This window comes from Stenotrophomonas maltophilia complex sp. Om-AH-Sm3, from assembly GCF_059337855.1.
In genome coordinates this window covers 1-14,466 of the sequence record NZ_JBYBLQ010000029.1, presented here as the reverse complement: position 1 = coordinate 14,466, position 14,466 = coordinate 1, and the positions used below count along the sequence as shown (strand labels likewise).

Here is a 14,466-nt window from a genome sequence, read left to right as displayed (position 1 = left end):
GCATCCATGCCGCGGACACCCCGCAACCCGACACCGCCCCACCCCTGACAGTTTCCCGGTGACGGTGGGTGAACTGCGATGGCTGTAGGTGTCGACCTTGTTCAGCACGGATCATTACGAACTGGCGGGTGTCGACCTTGGTCGACACCAAGAGCGAAGCGACCGGCGTTTGATTTTGATTTTCTATTTTCTTCTCCGTGGCTGGACGCACACGGAAACTGTCAGAGGTCGGGCGGGTGGGTTGCGCAGGACCGTTGGCGCCATGGATGGCGCCATCGAGCCCCCATGGACGGGTTTACGGCGTGTCCTGCGCAACCCACCCGCCCGGCCAAGCGCGGCTTTTGATCTTGCTTCCGTCTTCAGCGACCAACCCCACAGCCACGAGGGGCTGCGCCGTTGGCTGGAACACCCTGTTACCCATACGAGGCATGTCCCCGTCACAGCCGCATGCGATGCTGACCACCTGATCCCTGCCAGCGAGAACGCCCGCATGACCACCATCATCGCCCCGCGCGTGCACGACATCGGCGGCCTCGAAGTCCGCCGCGCCGTCCCCACCCTGCAGGCGCGCAGCATCGGCTCGTTCGTGTTCGTCGACCAGATGGGCCCGGCACTGATGCACCCCGGCACCGCCATCGACGTGCGCCCGCATCCGCATATCGGCCTGGCCACGGTTACCTATCTGTGGTCGGGCGCCATCGGCCACCGCGACACCCTGGGCTCGGATCAGGTCATTCGTCCCGGTGACGTCAACTGGATGACCGCCGGCCGCGGCATCGCCCATTCCGAACGCACGCCACAATCGGACCGCGACCATGACAACCCGATCCACGGCATGCAGACCTGGGTCGCGTTGCCGAAGTCGCATGAGGAAATCGAGCCGGCGTTCTATCACCATGCCGCTGCCACCCTGCCCGAGCAGCGCCGCAAGGGTGCCTGGCTTCGGGTGATCGCTGGCCGCGCCTATGGCGAGGAATCGCCGGTGAAAGTGTTCGCCGATACGCTCAATGTGGCGATCGATCTGGACCCGGACGCGGAAATCGACATCGACGACGGTCACCGCGAGCGCGCGTTGTACATCCTTGAGGGCGACGCGCAGTTGGATCGCGTGGACATTCCCGCACAGCACCTGGTCATCCCCGAAGCCGGCGCACGCGGCCGCCTGCGCGCAAAGACACCGGTGAAGGCGATGCTGTTCGGTGGCGAGCCGCTGGATGGCCCGCGCCACCTGTGGTGGAACTTCGTGTCCAGCTCGAAAGAGCGTATCGAGCAGGCGAAGCACGATTGGGAAGCCGGTCGCTTCGGCACCATCCCCGGCGACGACAAGGAGTTCATCCCGCTGCCGCAGTACTGAGCATCGCGTGTTGCACACATCCGAGGGTGTATTCCTGCACCCGGCGTTGACGCTACAGTCACCCGCTGATCATTGAAATGTGACATAAATCACACTTTCGACCGTCAAAGGAGTGCAACACATGAGCATGGGTAAACGCTTGTCCGCCGAGTTCCTCGGCACGTTCTGGCTGGTTCTGGGTGGCTGTGGCAGTGCAGTGCTGGCCGCCAAGTTCGGTGGTGACAGCAATCCGCTGGGTATCGGCTTCCTCGGCGTGGCGCTCGCCTTCGGCCTGACCGTGGTGACCGGCGCCTATGCGTTCGGCCATATCTCCGGTGCGCACTTCAATCCGGCGGTCAGCGTCGGCCTGTGGGCCGGTGGCCGCTTCCCGACCAAGGACCTGGTGCCGTACATCATCGCCCAGGTTGCGGGTGGCCTGCTGGCCGGCTTCATCCTGCTGCAGATCGCCTCCGGCGCCAGTGGCTTCGCCATCGATGGCAGCCAGGCCGGAGCGTTCGCCAGCAACGGCTATGGCGCGCTGTCGCCCGGTGGCTACAGCGTGGCTGCGGCCTTCCTGTGCGAAGTGGTCCTGACCGCGGTGTTCCTGATCGTGATCATGGGCTCCACCCACGGCAAGGCACCGGCCGGGTTCGCCCCGCTGGCGATCGGCCTGTCGCTGACCCTGATCCACCTGATCAGCATCCCGGTCACCAACACCTCGGTGAACCCGGCCCGCTCCACGGCCGTTGCCTTCTTCGCCGGCAGCGGTGCGGTCAGCCAGTTGTGGCTGTTCTGGGTCGCCCCGTTGCTGGGTGGCGCGATTGGCGGCCTGATCTACAAGTGGATCGGCAACGACCGCTGATCCCCGCAGCAACCATTGCGGCCGACCCTCGGCCGCAATGGTTGCGCTTGCAACCGCGAATTGTGCGATTGCTCACGTTCCGTTAAGGTTGAGTTGACCGTCCGTGCACATGCCGGATGGGGGGCGTCCGGGGATGGGATGCCATGGTCGTCGGCTCTGCTGGCGAAGCCAACCAATTCATCACCTTGGGGGATGCATGAAGTTCGTGCCTGTCATGTTGTCGAGCCTGCTTTTCGCTGCGGCCCACGCCGCCGCGCAGGCGCCGTCCGAATGTCCTTCGCTGCCGGCCAGCAGCGGTCTGCAGTGGCAGCAGCAGGTGCAGGCCGATTTCCTGGTCTGCCGCGCCAGCACCCCTGATGGCCGCGAAGTGCTGAGCCTGATGCTCAGCGCGCGTGACCCGTCCATTCCGCTGAACCGCTCGCTGCGGCAGGAAAAAGGCAGCTTCGGCGGTGAATCGCTGTACTGGTACCAGCCCGACCTGGGCGGCCAGCAACCGCCGGGGTATGCCGAACGGCGCATCAGCGTGGTCAAGCTCGACAAGGGGCGTTACGCGCAGATTTCGCTGTATCCGGACAGCGCGCAGGAGCTGGGGTCACTGCAACAGCTGGCGCAGGGCATGAGCCTGACCCCGTCGGCCGTGGCCGCCGGGCGCTGAGGATGACGGGGATGACTGCCTGGCAGCATCCCCGCAGCCCGACCCCATCCAACGGTTGTGCCGGTCGCTGGCCGGCACCCCGATCCGCCTCCATGCGAGGCAGTTGCCGGCCAGCGGCCGGTACTACGTCAGAACTTGCCTTCCTGGAAATCGACGAAGGCCTGCATCAGTTCCTGCCGCGTGTTCATCACGAACGGCCCGTGGCGCATCACCGGTTCGCGCAGCGGACGGCCAGCCACCAGGATCAGGCGCGCGCCTTCATTGCCGGCCGAGATGTGCAACTGCTCGCCACCGCCCAGCACCGCCAGTTCCTGGCGGGCGACGTCGCGCGCGGCGTCCTGCTCACCCACGGTCACGCCACCTTCGAATACGTACGCAAAGGCGTTGTGCCCTTCCGGCAGCGCATAGGTCCAGGCACGGTCGGGCGCCAGCGTGATGTCGAGGTAGAGCGGGTCGGTGGCCGGTTGCACGATCGGGCCGCGGGTGCCATTGACCGTGCCAGCAATCACCTTCACCTCCACGCCCGCTTCCGGGTGCACCACCGGAATCCGCTCAGGCGCGAACTCCTGGTACTTCGGCTCGGTCATCTTCTCCTTCGCCGGCAGGTTCACCCACAGTTGGAAGCCACGCATCTGCCCGCTTTCCTGCTCGGGCATCTCCGAGTGCACCAGGCCGCGGCCAGCGGTCATCCACTGCACGCTGCCCGGGGTCAGCAGGCCTTCGTTGCCATGGTTGTCGCGATGCCGCATGCGCCCGTCGAGCATGTAGGTGACGGTCTCGAATCCGCGGTGCGGATGCTCTGGGAAACCGGCGATGTAGTCCTCGGCGCGGTCGGTGCCGAATTCGTCGAGCAGCAGGAACGGATCCAGGTCGGGCAGCGTCGGGCCACCGATGACGCGGGTCAGGCGCACGCCGGCACCGTCAGAGGTGGGCATGCCACGGATGGTCCGCAGCACGCGGACCGGTTCGGGAAAGCTCATGGCGACTCCTGTTGGATGGATGCCACTGAAGATGGACGCCGCACGGCCACACGCCAATGGACGGCGCCGCAACCGATTGTTCCATCCCTGATGTTCGCTGCACGTCAGCACAACAAGCGTACGACCAAAGTACTACCGCCGATTCGTCCTGTGCCAATTGACCCTGTCGAGGGCACGCGGGACTCTTTGACTGTCTTTCCGGGAGAGAGCACCTCATGAAAGGGTTTTCCAAAATAGGCTGGGCGGTCCTCGCCCTGCTCGGCGCCTTCTGTCTGGGCACCGTGGCCCTGCGCCGCGGCGAACACATCAATGCGCTGTGGATCGTCGTCGCCGCGGTTTCGCTGTACCTGGTGGCCTACCGCTTCTACAGCCTGTTCATCGCCAACAAGGTGATGCAGCTGGATCCGACCCGGGCCACGCCGGCGGTGATCAACAACGATGGCCTGGACTACGTGCCGACCAACAAGCACGTATTGTTCGGCCACCACTTCGCCGCCATCGCCGGCGCCGGCCCGCTGGTCGGCCCGGTCCTGGCCGCGCAGATGGGCTACCTGCCTGGACTGCTGTGGCTGGTGGTGGGCGTGGTGCTGGCCGGTGCGGTGCAGGACTTCATGGTGCTGTTCCTGTCCAGCCGTCGCAACGGCCGTTCGCTGGGCGACCTGGTAAGAGAAGAGATGGGCCAGGTACCCGGCACCATCGCGTTGTTCGGTGCGTTCCTGATCATGATCATCATCCTGGCGGTGCTGGCGATGGTGGTGGTCAAGGCGCTGGCCGAAAGCCCGTGGGGCATGTTCACGGTAATCGCGACGATGCCTATCGCCATCCTGATGGGCGTGTACATGCGCTATATCCGCCCCGGCAAGATCGGCGAGATCTCGGTGGTCGGCCTGATCCTGCTGCTGGCCGCGATCTGGTACGGCGGCAAGGTCGCCGCCGACCCGGTGTGGGGCCCGGCGTTCACGTTCACTGGCACCCAGATCACCTGGATGCTGATCGGCTACGGCTTCGTCGCATCGGTGCTGCCGGTGTGGCTGTTGCTGGCCCCGCGCGACTACCTGTCGACCTTCCTCAAGATCGGCACGATCATCGCGCTGGCCGTCGGCATCCTGATCGTGATGCCGGAACTGAAGATGCCGGCGCTGACCCAGTTCGCCGCCAGTGGCGACGGCCCGGTGTGGAAAGGCGGCATGTTCCCGTTCCTGTTCATCACCATCGCCTGCGGTGCGGTCTCTGGTTTCCATGCGCTGATCTCCTCCGGCACCACGCCGAAGCTGCTGGCCAATGAAGCGCACATGCGCTACATCGGCTACGGCGGCATGCTGATGGAATCGTTCGTGGCGGTGATGGCGCTGGTCGCGGCCTCGATCATCGATCCAGGCATCTACTTCGCGATGAACAGCCCAGCGGCGGTGATCGGCGCCGATGCGGCGTCGGCGGCGCACTACATCACCAACACCTGGGGCTTCACCATCACGCCGGAGCAGCTGACCGCGACCGCGGCGGCGATCGGCGAGCCGACCATCCTGCATCGTGCAGGTGGCGCACCGACACTGGCGGTGGGCATCGCGCAGATCCTGCACGAAGCGATCCCCAGTGGCAGCGACGCAATGATGGCGTTCTGGTACCACTTCGCGATCCTGTTCGAAGCATTGTTCATCCTGACCGCGGTGGACGCCGGCACCCGTGCCGGACGCTTCATGCTGCAGGACCTGCTGGGCAACTTCGTCCCGGCGCTGAAGAAGACCGAGTCGTGGACCGCCAACATCATCGGCACCGCCGGCTGCGTGGCGCTGTGGGGCTACCTGCTCTACACCGGTGTGGTCGATCCGTTCGGCGGCATCCAGACCCTGTGGCCGTTGTTCGGCATCTCCAACCAGATGCTGGCCGGTATCGCGCTGATGCTGGGCACGGTAGTGCTGTTCAAGATGAAGCGCGACCGCTATGCGTGGGTCACTGCGGTACCGGCGGTGTGGCTGCTGATCTGCACCACCTATGCCGGCTTCATCAAGATCTTCGACAGCAACCCGGCGCAGGGTTTCCTGGCACAGGCACACAAGTTCCAGGCCGCGCTCGCCAGCGACACGATCACGGCGCCGGCCAAGTCGGTGGCGCAGATGAAGCAGATCGTGGTCAACGCCTACGTCAATACCGGCCTGACCGCGCTGTTCCTGCTGGTGGTGGGCGCAGTCCTGGTGTATTCGATCAAGACCATCCTGGCGGCACGCCGCAATCCGCAGCGCAGCGACCGCGAGACCCCTTACGTGGCGCTGAAGCCGCATGAAATGGTGGATCTGTGATGAGTACGCAACTGGTTCCCGCCGGCCAGTACCAGGCGCACCGCCGCATCTGGCGGCGCCTGGTGCAGACCGCACGACTGTGCTGTGGCATTCCTGATTACGACAACTACGTCCGGCATATGCTGGAAAAGCATCCGGACCAGGAGCCGATGGACTACAAGACGTTCTTCCGCGAGCGCCAGGAAGCGCGCTACGGCGGACGCAATGGTGGCCGCTGCTGTTGATGCTCGGGTTCGACAGCGCTGCAGCGGCCTTCAGTAGATCCACGCCATGCGTGGATGAAGACCGCCGCTGATCGAATGGTGTCCGGGGTCAGATCCGTTTCCTCCGGGAAACGGATCTGACCCCTTCTTTGAAAGAAGGCCGAGCGCGTGCTCGGCCCTAAACGGGCAGAGCGGGTTCGCGGCGCACGCCGCGAACCCGCAACAGGAACGTCCGGTCAGAACTCAGGCGCCGGCCATCCACTTCAGGATCAGGCCGGTGACATAGGCCAACCCGGTACCGGTGGCATAGCCCACCGTACCCAGCAGCACCCCCACCGGCGCCAGCGTCGGATGGAAGGCCGCGGCTACCACGGGTGCCGAGGCGGCCGCCCCGATGTTGCCCTGCGAACCTATCGCGAAGAAGAACAGCGGCGCGCGCAGCAGCTTGGCCACCACCCACAGCACCAGCACATGCGTGGCCATCCAGATCGCGCCGAGCAGGAACAGCCACGGCCGATCCAGCAGCGACAGCAGGTTCATCTGCATGCCGATGCAGGCGATCAGGAAGTACAGAAACACCGTGCCCAACCGCGAAGCGCCTGCGGCTTCCAGCCGGCGCGCACGGGTGAAGCTCAGGCCCAGGCCCATCGCCGTGGACAGCAGGATCACCCACACGAACTGGCTGTCCAGGCTGAACTGGCTGGCCCAGCTGACGTTGGCCTTGAACCAGCCCGACAGCGGTGCGGCGATGGCGTGGGCCAGGCCGACGCCACCCAGTGCCACGCCGACGATCACCATCAGGTCGGTCATGCTGGGAATGCGCGCGTTCTGTGCCTCGTAGGCGCTGATGCGTGCCTTCATCTCGTCGATGGCGCGCGTATCGGCCCCGTTGCGGGTGTCGATCTGCTGCGCGCGGTTGGCCAGGAACAGCAGGATCGCCATCCACAGGCTGGCGCAGGCCACGTCGACCACGGCGAACTGCCCGAAGGTGGTGGCATCGGTGCCGAACACTTCGCGCATGGCGACCATGTTGGCGCCGCCACCGATCCAGCTGCCGGCCAGCGCGGCCATGCCGGCCCAGGTATCACCGGCCACCGTTTCCGGATGGATCAGCTTAATCAGCTGGAAGGAGACGATCGCACCGAGCATGATGCCAGCGGTACCGGCACAGAACACAAGCAACAGCTTCGGCCCCAGCTTGATCACGCCTTTGAGGTCGATCGACAGCGTCAGCAGGACCAGCGCGGCCGGCAGCAGCACGTCACGCGCGACCGGGTTGTACAGCGAGGTGTTGTGGCCATCGATGACACCGGCGGTGTTGTAGATGGCGGGGATGAAATAGCACAGCAGCAGTGCCGGCACCCAGGCGAAGATCTTCTTCAACAGCGGGGTCGGACCACTGGCGGCCCAGAAGATCAGGGCCAGGGTGGCGGCAATCAGGCCCAGTCCAACGATATCGTTGCTGATCAGGGCAGTAGCGGGTTCGGTCGGCATGGGATCCTCTGTCGATCGAAAGAGCGGGAAAAAAAAGCGCCGCATGAAGCGGCGCAGGTCGAGATTAACATTGTCTTCACGTCGGGTCATGCCGCAGCGCGGAGCAGGTCGGCCGTCCGATCAAGCGGGGCGCGAAGCGCCGAAGTCCAGGGTGACACGCGTCCCGCGCGGTTGGCGGGGCTGCAACTGCAGCGTCCAGCCCAGGTGCTCGCACAGCCGCGCGATCAGGTCCAGGCCGATGCCACTGCCTCGATCGGCACGCTCGCCGCGGGCCATGCGCGCGTGGATCGCCGCGATCTCCTCCGGGCTCATCCCATGCCCGGGGTCCTGCAGGGTCAGTACCGCCGACGAACTCAGCTGCAGCTCGATATGGCCGCGGCCGCTGTTTTCGATGGCATTGCGCAGCAGGTTGCCGATCGCCGCCTGCACCACCGCCAGCGGCGCGACGATATCCACCGGCGCAGCCTGGATGCCGATGCTCAGGTCCTTGTCGCCGAGCAGGTGGCGATGGTCGTCGACGATCTCCGGCAGCAGCTGGTCCAGTGCGATGCGCTCGGCACGCGCGGCCAGGCGCGCAGGATCACGCGCCAGCACCAGCAGCAGCTCGATCAGCTGCTCCACGCTCTGTGCCGTGCGCAGGACCCGCTGCATCTGTTGGCGGGCACGTTCGGGCAGGCCCGGTTGCTCCAGCGCCAGCTCGGCTGCACCGGTCATCACTGCGATCGGCGTGCGCAGTTCGTGGCTGGCGGTACTGATGAAGACCCGCTCACGCTCGACGAACTGCTCGTTGCGGTCCAGGTAGTCGTTCAGCGCATCGGCGATGGTGTGCAGCTCGGAACTGCCGCGCGGGTCGACCTCGATGCGCTGGCCCTGAACGCCCGGCCGCAATGCGCCGATGTGCTGGGCCAGCAGGCTCAACGGGCGCACCATGCGTTCCATACCGAAGGACGCCATCAGCACGGTGACGAAGATCATGATCACCCCGGCCAGCATCACCCAGCGCGTGGCGAACTGCTCCAGGTCATGGAAGTCGGAGATGTCCAGCGCCAGCGCGACACGTCCCATCGACCGGGTCTCGCGCACCATCACCGCCGTCTCCCGGCCTTTGATCATCACGCCGTCGTGAAGGCCCGGATGCAGCGTACGCAGGCTGTCAGGCAGGTTGACTGCATCGAAGCGGTACAGGCTGAGCGTGTCCGAATCCTGCCAGCGATAGTGCGGTTCATGCTCGACGTGCTCGACGATGCTGTCCAGTTCGGAGTTGAGCAGCGCACGCCAGGCGGCATGTTCGGCGTGTTCGTGCACGTAGTTGCCGACGCTGAACACAGCGATCGACAGCAGGGCCAGGTAGCCCAGCAACCACCACACCACGCGCCGGTACAGCGGGCCCGGCCTACGCGCCTTCATCATCATCCTTGCCTGCATCGGCGGCCGCGGTCACCGCAAGGCGGTAACCAACCCGCGGCAGGGTGTGGATCAGCTTGTCGGCAAACGGACCATCGACGCTGCGGCGCAGCTCATAGACATGCGAGCGCAGCAGGTCACCATCCGGTGGCTCGTCGCCCCACAGGGCGAACTCCAGCTGTTGGCGGGTGACCGCACCGGGGCTGGCGCGCATCAGCACCTCCAGCAGCTTGCGGCAGGCCGGGTAGAGGTGGAGCACCTGACCACCCCGCTGGGCTTCGAGGGTCGCCAGGTCCAGCACCAGGTCGCCCACCTGCAGGCGCTTGCGCGGGTTCCGGCCCTGCGCACGCAGCAGCAGCGCCTCCAGCCGAACTTCCAGCTCGGGCAGGGCGAACGGCTTGGTCAGGTAGTCGTCGGCACCTGCGCGGAATCCGGTGATCTTGTCCGGCAGCTCGTCGCGCGCGGTCAGCATGATCACCGGCACCTCCGAAGCGTGCTCGGCGCGCAGGCGACGCAGCACCTCCGGCCCCTCCATGCGTGGCAGCATCCAGTCCAGGATCACCGCGTCGTAGGGGTGGCTGCCGGCCAGGTGCAGGCCGGTGATGCCGTCCGGGGCCACGTCGAGCACATGCCCGCGCGACTCGAAGTAGTCGAACAGGTTGGCCACCAGCTGGCGGTTGTCCTCGATCACCAACAGACGCATGCACGAAACATCCACGGAAGTTCGTACCATGGTAGCGCTGCGCATGTCGGAATGCGGTCGCCCCGGCCTCCTCTGACGCTTTTCCAACCCCCGCCACCTCAGAATGGCCGTTTTGCTCCCGGAGCCTGCCGTGCCCGTAGCCCTGCCCCGCCGTTGGCGCCTGCCCCTGTTGTGGCTGTTGATCGTTGCTGCGCTGGCAGCGGGGATCGGCCTTCGGCAGCCGCAGCCACCGGACGAGCCGCGCTTCGTGCTGGCGGCCCGCACCATGGTCGAAAGCGGGCAATGGCTGCTGCCGCACCGGGGCGTGGAGCTGTATGCGGAGAAGCCGCCGGTCTTCATGTGGCTGCAGGCGGCGGCCTACGAGATCGTCGGCAGCTGGCAGTGGTCGTTCCTGCTGCCGTCGCTGCTGGGCGCCCTGCTCAGCCTGTGGTTGGTGTCGGATCTGGCACGCCGACTGTGGTCACCGCGGCATTCCCTGTACGCCTTGGCGGCGCTGTTCTGCACCCTGCAGTTTGGCCTGATGGCCAAGCGCGCGCAGATCGACATGGTGCTGGTCGGCATGACCACGGTGGCCCTGTGGGGCTTGATGCGCCACCTGTGCGAACGCCGCAACCTGGCTGCCTTGTGGCTGGCGGGGTTCGCCGCTGGCCTCGGCACGGTGACCAAAGGCGTGGGTTTCCTGCCGCTGCTGATGGTCCTGCCGTGGTTCGGCTGGTGGCTGTACCAGCGTCGCCGCGGTCGCAGCGTGGACGGCCCCCACCCGGCAACGCTGCTGTGGCTGATCCCGGCCTTCCTGCTGGGCGTGTCGGTGTGGCTTGCGCCGCTGGGCTGGGCGCTGCTGCACACGCACAGCGCCGAACTGCAGGCCTACGCGCATGAACTGTTGTTCAAGCAGACCGGTACCCGCTATGCCAACGCATGGCACCATCGCCAACCGGCCTGGTACTACCTGCAGGTGATCCTGACCCTGTGGCTGCCGGGCAGCCTGCTGCTGCCGCTGCTGTTCAAGCCGTGGTGGCGCCGCATCCGCCGGGGCGACCGCCGGCAGTGGCTGCTGCTGGGCTGGGCGCTGCTGGTGCTGGTGTTCTTCAGTGCCAGCCCGGGCAAGCGCGAGGTCTATGTGCTGCCGATGCTGCCTGCGATGGCACTGGCGGTTGCGCCGTTGTTGCCGGGCTTGCTGCGCCGGCTGTGCGTGCGCCGGTATCTGTTCGGCTACAGCGTGGTGCTGATGCTGGCCACCGGCGTGCTCGGCGTGATGCTGATGACCGAGCACCCGTGGGCCTTGGCGCAACTGGAGCGCCGGGCCATGCCCGATACGCTGCTGCCGGTGCTGGGTGATGGCCTGCTGACCTTCGCCATCGCGCTGGCCACGTTGGCCGTCTGGTTGCGGGTGCGCCGCGCCACGACACTGGTGCTGCTGACCCACGGCATGCTGTGGATGCTCTACGGCCTGGTGCTGATCCCGGCACTGGATCCCTACGCATCGGCATCGGCGCTGATGCGCCGCGTCGGCGCGCGGATCGGTCCGGACGCCGAATTGGCGCTGGTCGCCTGGCGCGAGCAGAACCTGCTGCAGGCTGACCGCCCGGTACGCGAGTTCGGCTTCAAGCGGCCCTGGGCCGAGCAATGGCACGATGCCGGCCCTTGGCTCGCCGAAGCGCCGGACAAGCGCTGGCTGCTGGTGCTGGACGAGGCGATGAGTCCCTGCGTGGATCCGGCCAAGGTGATCGACATCGGCATGGCCAACAGGAATCGTTGGCAACTGCTTCCCGGTACGGCCTGGGACCCGCAATGCCACGCCGAACGGGCCGGCTCGACCGCCGAAGAAGACTGAACGTTGACTCGTGCCGGGGAAATCATTAACCCGGCGCGAACGAGCGTCCGACCCTTCTCCGACATGCAGGTGACGAGCATGGCTGCGGATTCCCGAACCCGCCTTCCCTCAGCATGCCCGTTCGTCCCCTTGATTCGATCGCGCCGCTTGCGACATCGCCACTGGCGTCAAGATTCGCCGTAACTCACTTTTGGCTGCCTGTCGCAATCGGTCTGCCCGTGTTTGCGCTGCTGATGGGGTTCGGCGGCGACCAGTGGGTGGCCGACCACCTGTTCCGTCTTGAGGGCGGCCATTGGGCATTGCAGGACGCCTGGATCACCCGCAGCGTCGTGCACAAGGCCGGTAAATGGTTGAGCACTGCGGCGGCGCTGATCGTGCTCCTGCTGTGCTTCCATCACTGGCGTAAAGGACGCGATCACACCCTGCGGTGGGCGCTGCTTTATGTCGTACTTGCCCTGGCGCTGGGCACCGGCGTGATCTCCCTGCTGAAGTCGCTGGTGCCGATGGAATGCCCGTGGGATCTGCTCCGCTACGGTGGCCACCAGCCTTTCATCGGGCTTTTCACGGCGCGCCCCGCAGGCATGGCCGCGCAGGCCTGCTTCCCGGCGGGCCACGCCAGCGCGGGTTATGCATGGTTGTCCCTTTACTTTTTTGCCCTGCTGTGGCGCCCTTCATGGCGCTGGGCCGGGTTGTGGATCGGTCTTGGCACCGGTCTGGTGTTCGGCATCAGCCAGCAGCTGCGCGGCGCGCACTTCCTCTCGCATGACGTCGCCACCGCATTGATCTGCTGGCTGCTTTCGCTCGGCCTGTATCTGATCGTCAAACGCGTCCTGACACGCCGTCAGCGGGACCGTCCCAACCGCCAGGAGGCAAACGCATGAGTGCATCGGTCCAATGGCCCGCTCGCCTCCCCGCCCTTGCGGGTCTGCGCCACTGGCGGCCGCAGCTGTCCACCGAAGCGCTGATCGCGCTGACCAGCCTGTTCTTCGCGGTAGCCGGGAATGGCCTGTTCTGGCACAGCGCGATGGCCAGCCATCCAGGCAGCCTGCGCTACGCGCTTTCGCTGCTGCTGTTGCTGCTGGGCGCTCACGGCGTGCTGCTGGGCATCCTGGTCTGGCGCTGGAACGCCAAGGTGGTGATCAGCCTGTTGCTGCTGGTGACCGCATTCGCCGCGCACTACATGAGCCGCTACCACATCTATCTGGATGCGGACATGCTGCGCAACGTGCTGGCGACGGACCCCAAGGAAAGCCGCGAGCTGATGACCGTGTCGCTGCTGTGGCCGGTACTGTTGCTGGCGGTATTGCCGATGGCGGTGTTGTGGCGCGTGCAGCTGCGTCGCCGCAGCTGGGGCCGCAGCCTGCTGTGGCGACTGGGGTTCCTGGCGGTGGCCGCGGTGACCGCCGTCGGCGGCGCGTTGATCTCGTTCCAGGATGTTTCGGCACTGATGCGCAACCAGCGCGAAGTGCGTTACCTCGCCACCCCGGCCAACGTGCTGCTGGGCATGCCGCGTGCGCTGCGTGGCGACAACCCGGTGCAGCGCGCACCGAAGCTGCCGATCGGCACCGACGCCAAGGCCACGCCACGCGCCCCGGCCAGCAAGCCGCGCCTGCTGGTGATCGTCATGGGCGAGACCGTCCGTGCGCAGAACTGGGGCCTCAACGGTGGCCGCAATACCACTCCGGAACTGGCACAGGCCAGCGTGATCAATTTCCCGGACATGCATTCGTGCGGCACCAGCACGGAGGTCTCGCTGCCGTGCCTGTTCTCGCCGTGGGGCCGCCACGACTACGACGAGAAGAAGATCCGTGCGCACCAGTCGCTGCTGCACGTACTGAACCGCGCCGGCATCGCGCCGCTGTGGCGTGACAACCAGTCCGGCTGCAAGGGCGTGTGCGAGGGCCTGGACTTCCAGTCATTGTCCGACGCCACCACACCCGGCCTGTGCGCCGATGGCCGCTGCATGGACGAGATCCTGCTGCAGGACCTGGCCACCCAGGTGCGGGCCAAGCCCGGCGACCGGGTGGTGGTGCTGCACCAGCTGGGCAACCACGGCCCGGCCTATTTCGAGCGCTATCCGCCCGCGTTCCGCCGCTTCACCCCGACCTGCGACACCCGTGACATCGGCCGCTGCTCGCGCGAAGAGATCACCAACAGCTATGACAACGCGGTGCTGTACACCGATCATTTCCTGAGCAAGACCATTGGTACCCTGCAGGGCATGCAGGATTACGACACGGCGATGATCTACCTGTCCGACCATGGTGAATCGCTGGGCGAGAAGGGCCTGTTCCTGCATGGCGTGCCGTATGCGATCGCACCGGCCGAGCAGACCCGCGTACCGATGACGATGTGGTTCTCGCCGGGCTTCGCCAGCAGCCGTGGGTTGGATCTGCAGTGCGTGCGCAAGCGTTCGGCGGCGTATACCGACCACGACAACCTGTTCCCGTCGGTGCTGGGCCTGATGCAGGTGAAGACGGCGCTGTACGAGCGCGACCGCGACGTGTTCGCCAACTGCGAAGGTTGAGGGGTGTTTGGCAGGGCTTGCAGCCCTGCACCTGCAGGGGCAACGGCAACGGCCGAAGCAACAGCAGAAGCGGGTTTCCTGAGGGGTGGCGGGGTGGGTCCGGTTGCGGGGGACGCTGCAAGTACGTCCATGTAAGCTCGGTCGCCGCATCCATGCGGCTCACGCCCCCGCAAC

Annotated in this window: 12 protein-coding genes; 8 read left to right on the top strand and 4 right to left on the bottom strand. The window is 66.1% G+C overall.

Translation table 11 applies throughout. The features are described 5' to 3' along the window. The first annotated feature begins 490 nt into the window (after positions 1–490). From AC10QF_RS19860 to AC10QF_RS19850, 3 genes are all read left to right on the top strand, one after another. Complete coding sequence (locus tag AC10QF_RS19860) at positions 491–1,354, top strand: pirin family protein (RefSeq protein ID WP_494542731.1); 864 nt, start codon at positions 491–493, stop codon at positions 1,352–1,354. A gap of 121 nt (positions 1,355–1,475) precedes the next feature. Beyond that, positions 1,476–2,195 (top strand): aquaporin Z, encoded by a 720-nt coding sequence (gene aqpZ, locus AC10QF_RS19855; RefSeq protein WP_069139993.1) that lies wholly within the window; start codon positions 1,476–1,478, stop codon positions 2,193–2,195. 196 nt (positions 2,196–2,391) lie between these two features. After that, positions 2,392–2,850 (top strand): hypothetical protein, encoded by a 459-nt coding sequence (locus AC10QF_RS19850; protein WP_032954397.1) that lies wholly within the window; start codon positions 2,392–2,394, stop codon positions 2,848–2,850. A gap of 128 nt (positions 2,851–2,978) precedes the next feature. On the opposite strand, the gene AC10QF_RS19845 is transcribed toward AC10QF_RS19850, so the two are convergent. Next, positions 2,979–3,830 (bottom strand): pirin family protein, encoded by an 852-nt coding sequence (locus AC10QF_RS19845; RefSeq protein WP_005418272.1) that lies wholly within the window; start codon positions 3,828–3,830, stop codon positions 2,979–2,981. Positions 3,831–4,045: 215 nt separating this feature from the next. Between AC10QF_RS19845 and AC10QF_RS19840 the strand changes: the two genes are divergently transcribed. Together AC10QF_RS19840 and AC10QF_RS19835 are read left to right on the top strand one after the other, a co-directional pair. After that, entirely contained in the window at positions 4,046–6,127 is a 2,082-nt protein-coding gene (locus AC10QF_RS19840; RefSeq protein ID WP_005418274.1) for a carbon starvation CstA family protein, read from the top strand. Beyond that, a complete protein-coding gene (locus AC10QF_RS19835) occupies positions 6,127–6,351 on the top strand; it encodes a YbdD/YjiX family protein (RefSeq protein ID WP_005410613.1) in 225 nt (74 codons plus the stop codon). The genes AC10QF_RS19840 and AC10QF_RS19835 overlap by 1 nt, the downstream gene beginning before the upstream one ends. A 222-nt stretch (positions 6,352–6,573) precedes the next feature. On the opposite strand, the gene AC10QF_RS19830 is transcribed toward AC10QF_RS19835, so the two are convergent. The 3 genes from AC10QF_RS19830 to AC10QF_RS19820 all read right to left on the bottom strand — a co-directional run bounded on the left by AC10QF_RS19830 (position 6,574) and on the right by AC10QF_RS19820 (position 9,931). Beyond that, the gene (locus tag AC10QF_RS19830) at positions 6,574–7,824 is read right to left on the bottom strand and encodes a DUF819 family protein (RefSeq protein ID WP_494542730.1); all 1,251 of its coding nucleotides are present in this window, start codon (positions 7,822–7,824) and stop codon (positions 6,574–6,576) included. Positions 7,825–7,944: 120 nt separating this feature from the next. Beyond that, complete coding sequence (locus AC10QF_RS19825) at positions 7,945–9,231, bottom strand: sensor histidine kinase (RefSeq protein ID WP_088497636.1); 1,287 nt, start codon at positions 9,229–9,231, stop codon at positions 7,945–7,947. Then, a complete protein-coding gene (locus AC10QF_RS19820; protein WP_049414681.1) occupies positions 9,218–9,931 on the bottom strand; it encodes a response regulator transcription factor in 714 nt (237 codons plus the stop codon). The genes AC10QF_RS19825 and AC10QF_RS19820 overlap by 14 nt, the downstream gene beginning before the upstream one ends. Positions 9,932–10,061: 130 nt before the next feature. On the opposite strand from AC10QF_RS19820, the gene AC10QF_RS19815 reads away from it, so the two are divergent. The 3 genes from AC10QF_RS19815 (at position 10,062) to AC10QF_RS19805 (ending at position 14,292) form a co-directional block, all read left to right on the top strand. Next, entirely contained in the window at positions 10,062–11,765 is a 1,704-nt protein-coding gene (locus AC10QF_RS19815) for an ArnT family glycosyltransferase (RefSeq protein ID WP_494542729.1), read from the top strand. A gap of 113 nt (positions 11,766–11,878) precedes the next feature. Next, positions 11,879–12,646, top strand: coding sequence for a phosphatase PAP2 family protein (locus AC10QF_RS19810; protein ID WP_494542728.1), 768 nt, complete (start codon positions 11,879–11,881; stop codon positions 12,644–12,646). After that, positions 12,643–14,292 (top strand): phosphoethanolamine transferase, encoded by a 1,650-nt coding sequence (locus tag AC10QF_RS19805; protein ID WP_329848630.1) that lies wholly within the window; start codon positions 12,643–12,645, stop codon positions 14,290–14,292. Before AC10QF_RS19810 ends, AC10QF_RS19805 begins: the two co-directional genes overlap by 4 nt. Positions 14,293–14,466: the final 174 nt, after the last annotated feature.

Coding starts and splice junctions, on each gene's coding strand:
- AC10QF_RS19860 (WP_494542731.1), top strand. CDS start 491: ATGACCACCATCATCGCCCCGCGCGTGCACGACATCGGCGGCCTCGAA.
- aqpZ (WP_069139993.1), top strand. CDS start 1,476: ATGAGCATGGGTAAACGCTTGTCCGCCGAGTTCCTCGGCACGTTCTGG.
- AC10QF_RS19850 (WP_032954397.1), top strand. CDS start 2,392: ATGAAGTTCGTGCCTGTCATGTTGTCGAGCCTGCTTTTCGCTGCGGCC.
- AC10QF_RS19845 (WP_005418272.1), bottom strand. CDS start 3,830: ATGAGCTTTCCCGAACCGGTCCGCGTGCTGCGGACCATCCGTGGCATG.
- AC10QF_RS19840 (WP_005418274.1), top strand. CDS start 4,046: ATGAAAGGGTTTTCCAAAATAGGCTGGGCGGTCCTCGCCCTGCTCGGC.
- AC10QF_RS19835 (WP_005410613.1), top strand. CDS start 6,127: ATGAGTACGCAACTGGTTCCCGCCGGCCAGTACCAGGCGCACCGCCGC.
- AC10QF_RS19830 (WP_494542730.1), bottom strand. CDS start 7,824: ATGCCGACCGAACCCGCTACTGCCCTGATCAGCAACGATATCGTTGGA.
- AC10QF_RS19825 (WP_088497636.1), bottom strand. CDS start 9,231: ATGAAGGCGCGTAGGCCGGGCCCGCTGTACCGGCGCGTGGTGTGGTGG.
- AC10QF_RS19820 (WP_049414681.1), bottom strand. CDS start 9,931: ATGCGTCTGTTGGTGATCGAGGACAACCGCCAGCTGGTGGCCAACCTG.
- AC10QF_RS19810 (WP_494542728.1), top strand. CDS start 11,879: ATGCCCGTTCGTCCCCTTGATTCGATCGCGCCGCTTGCGACATCGCCA.
- AC10QF_RS19805 (WP_329848630.1), top strand. CDS start 12,643: ATGAGTGCATCGGTCCAATGGCCCGCTCGCCTCCCCGCCCTTGCGGGT.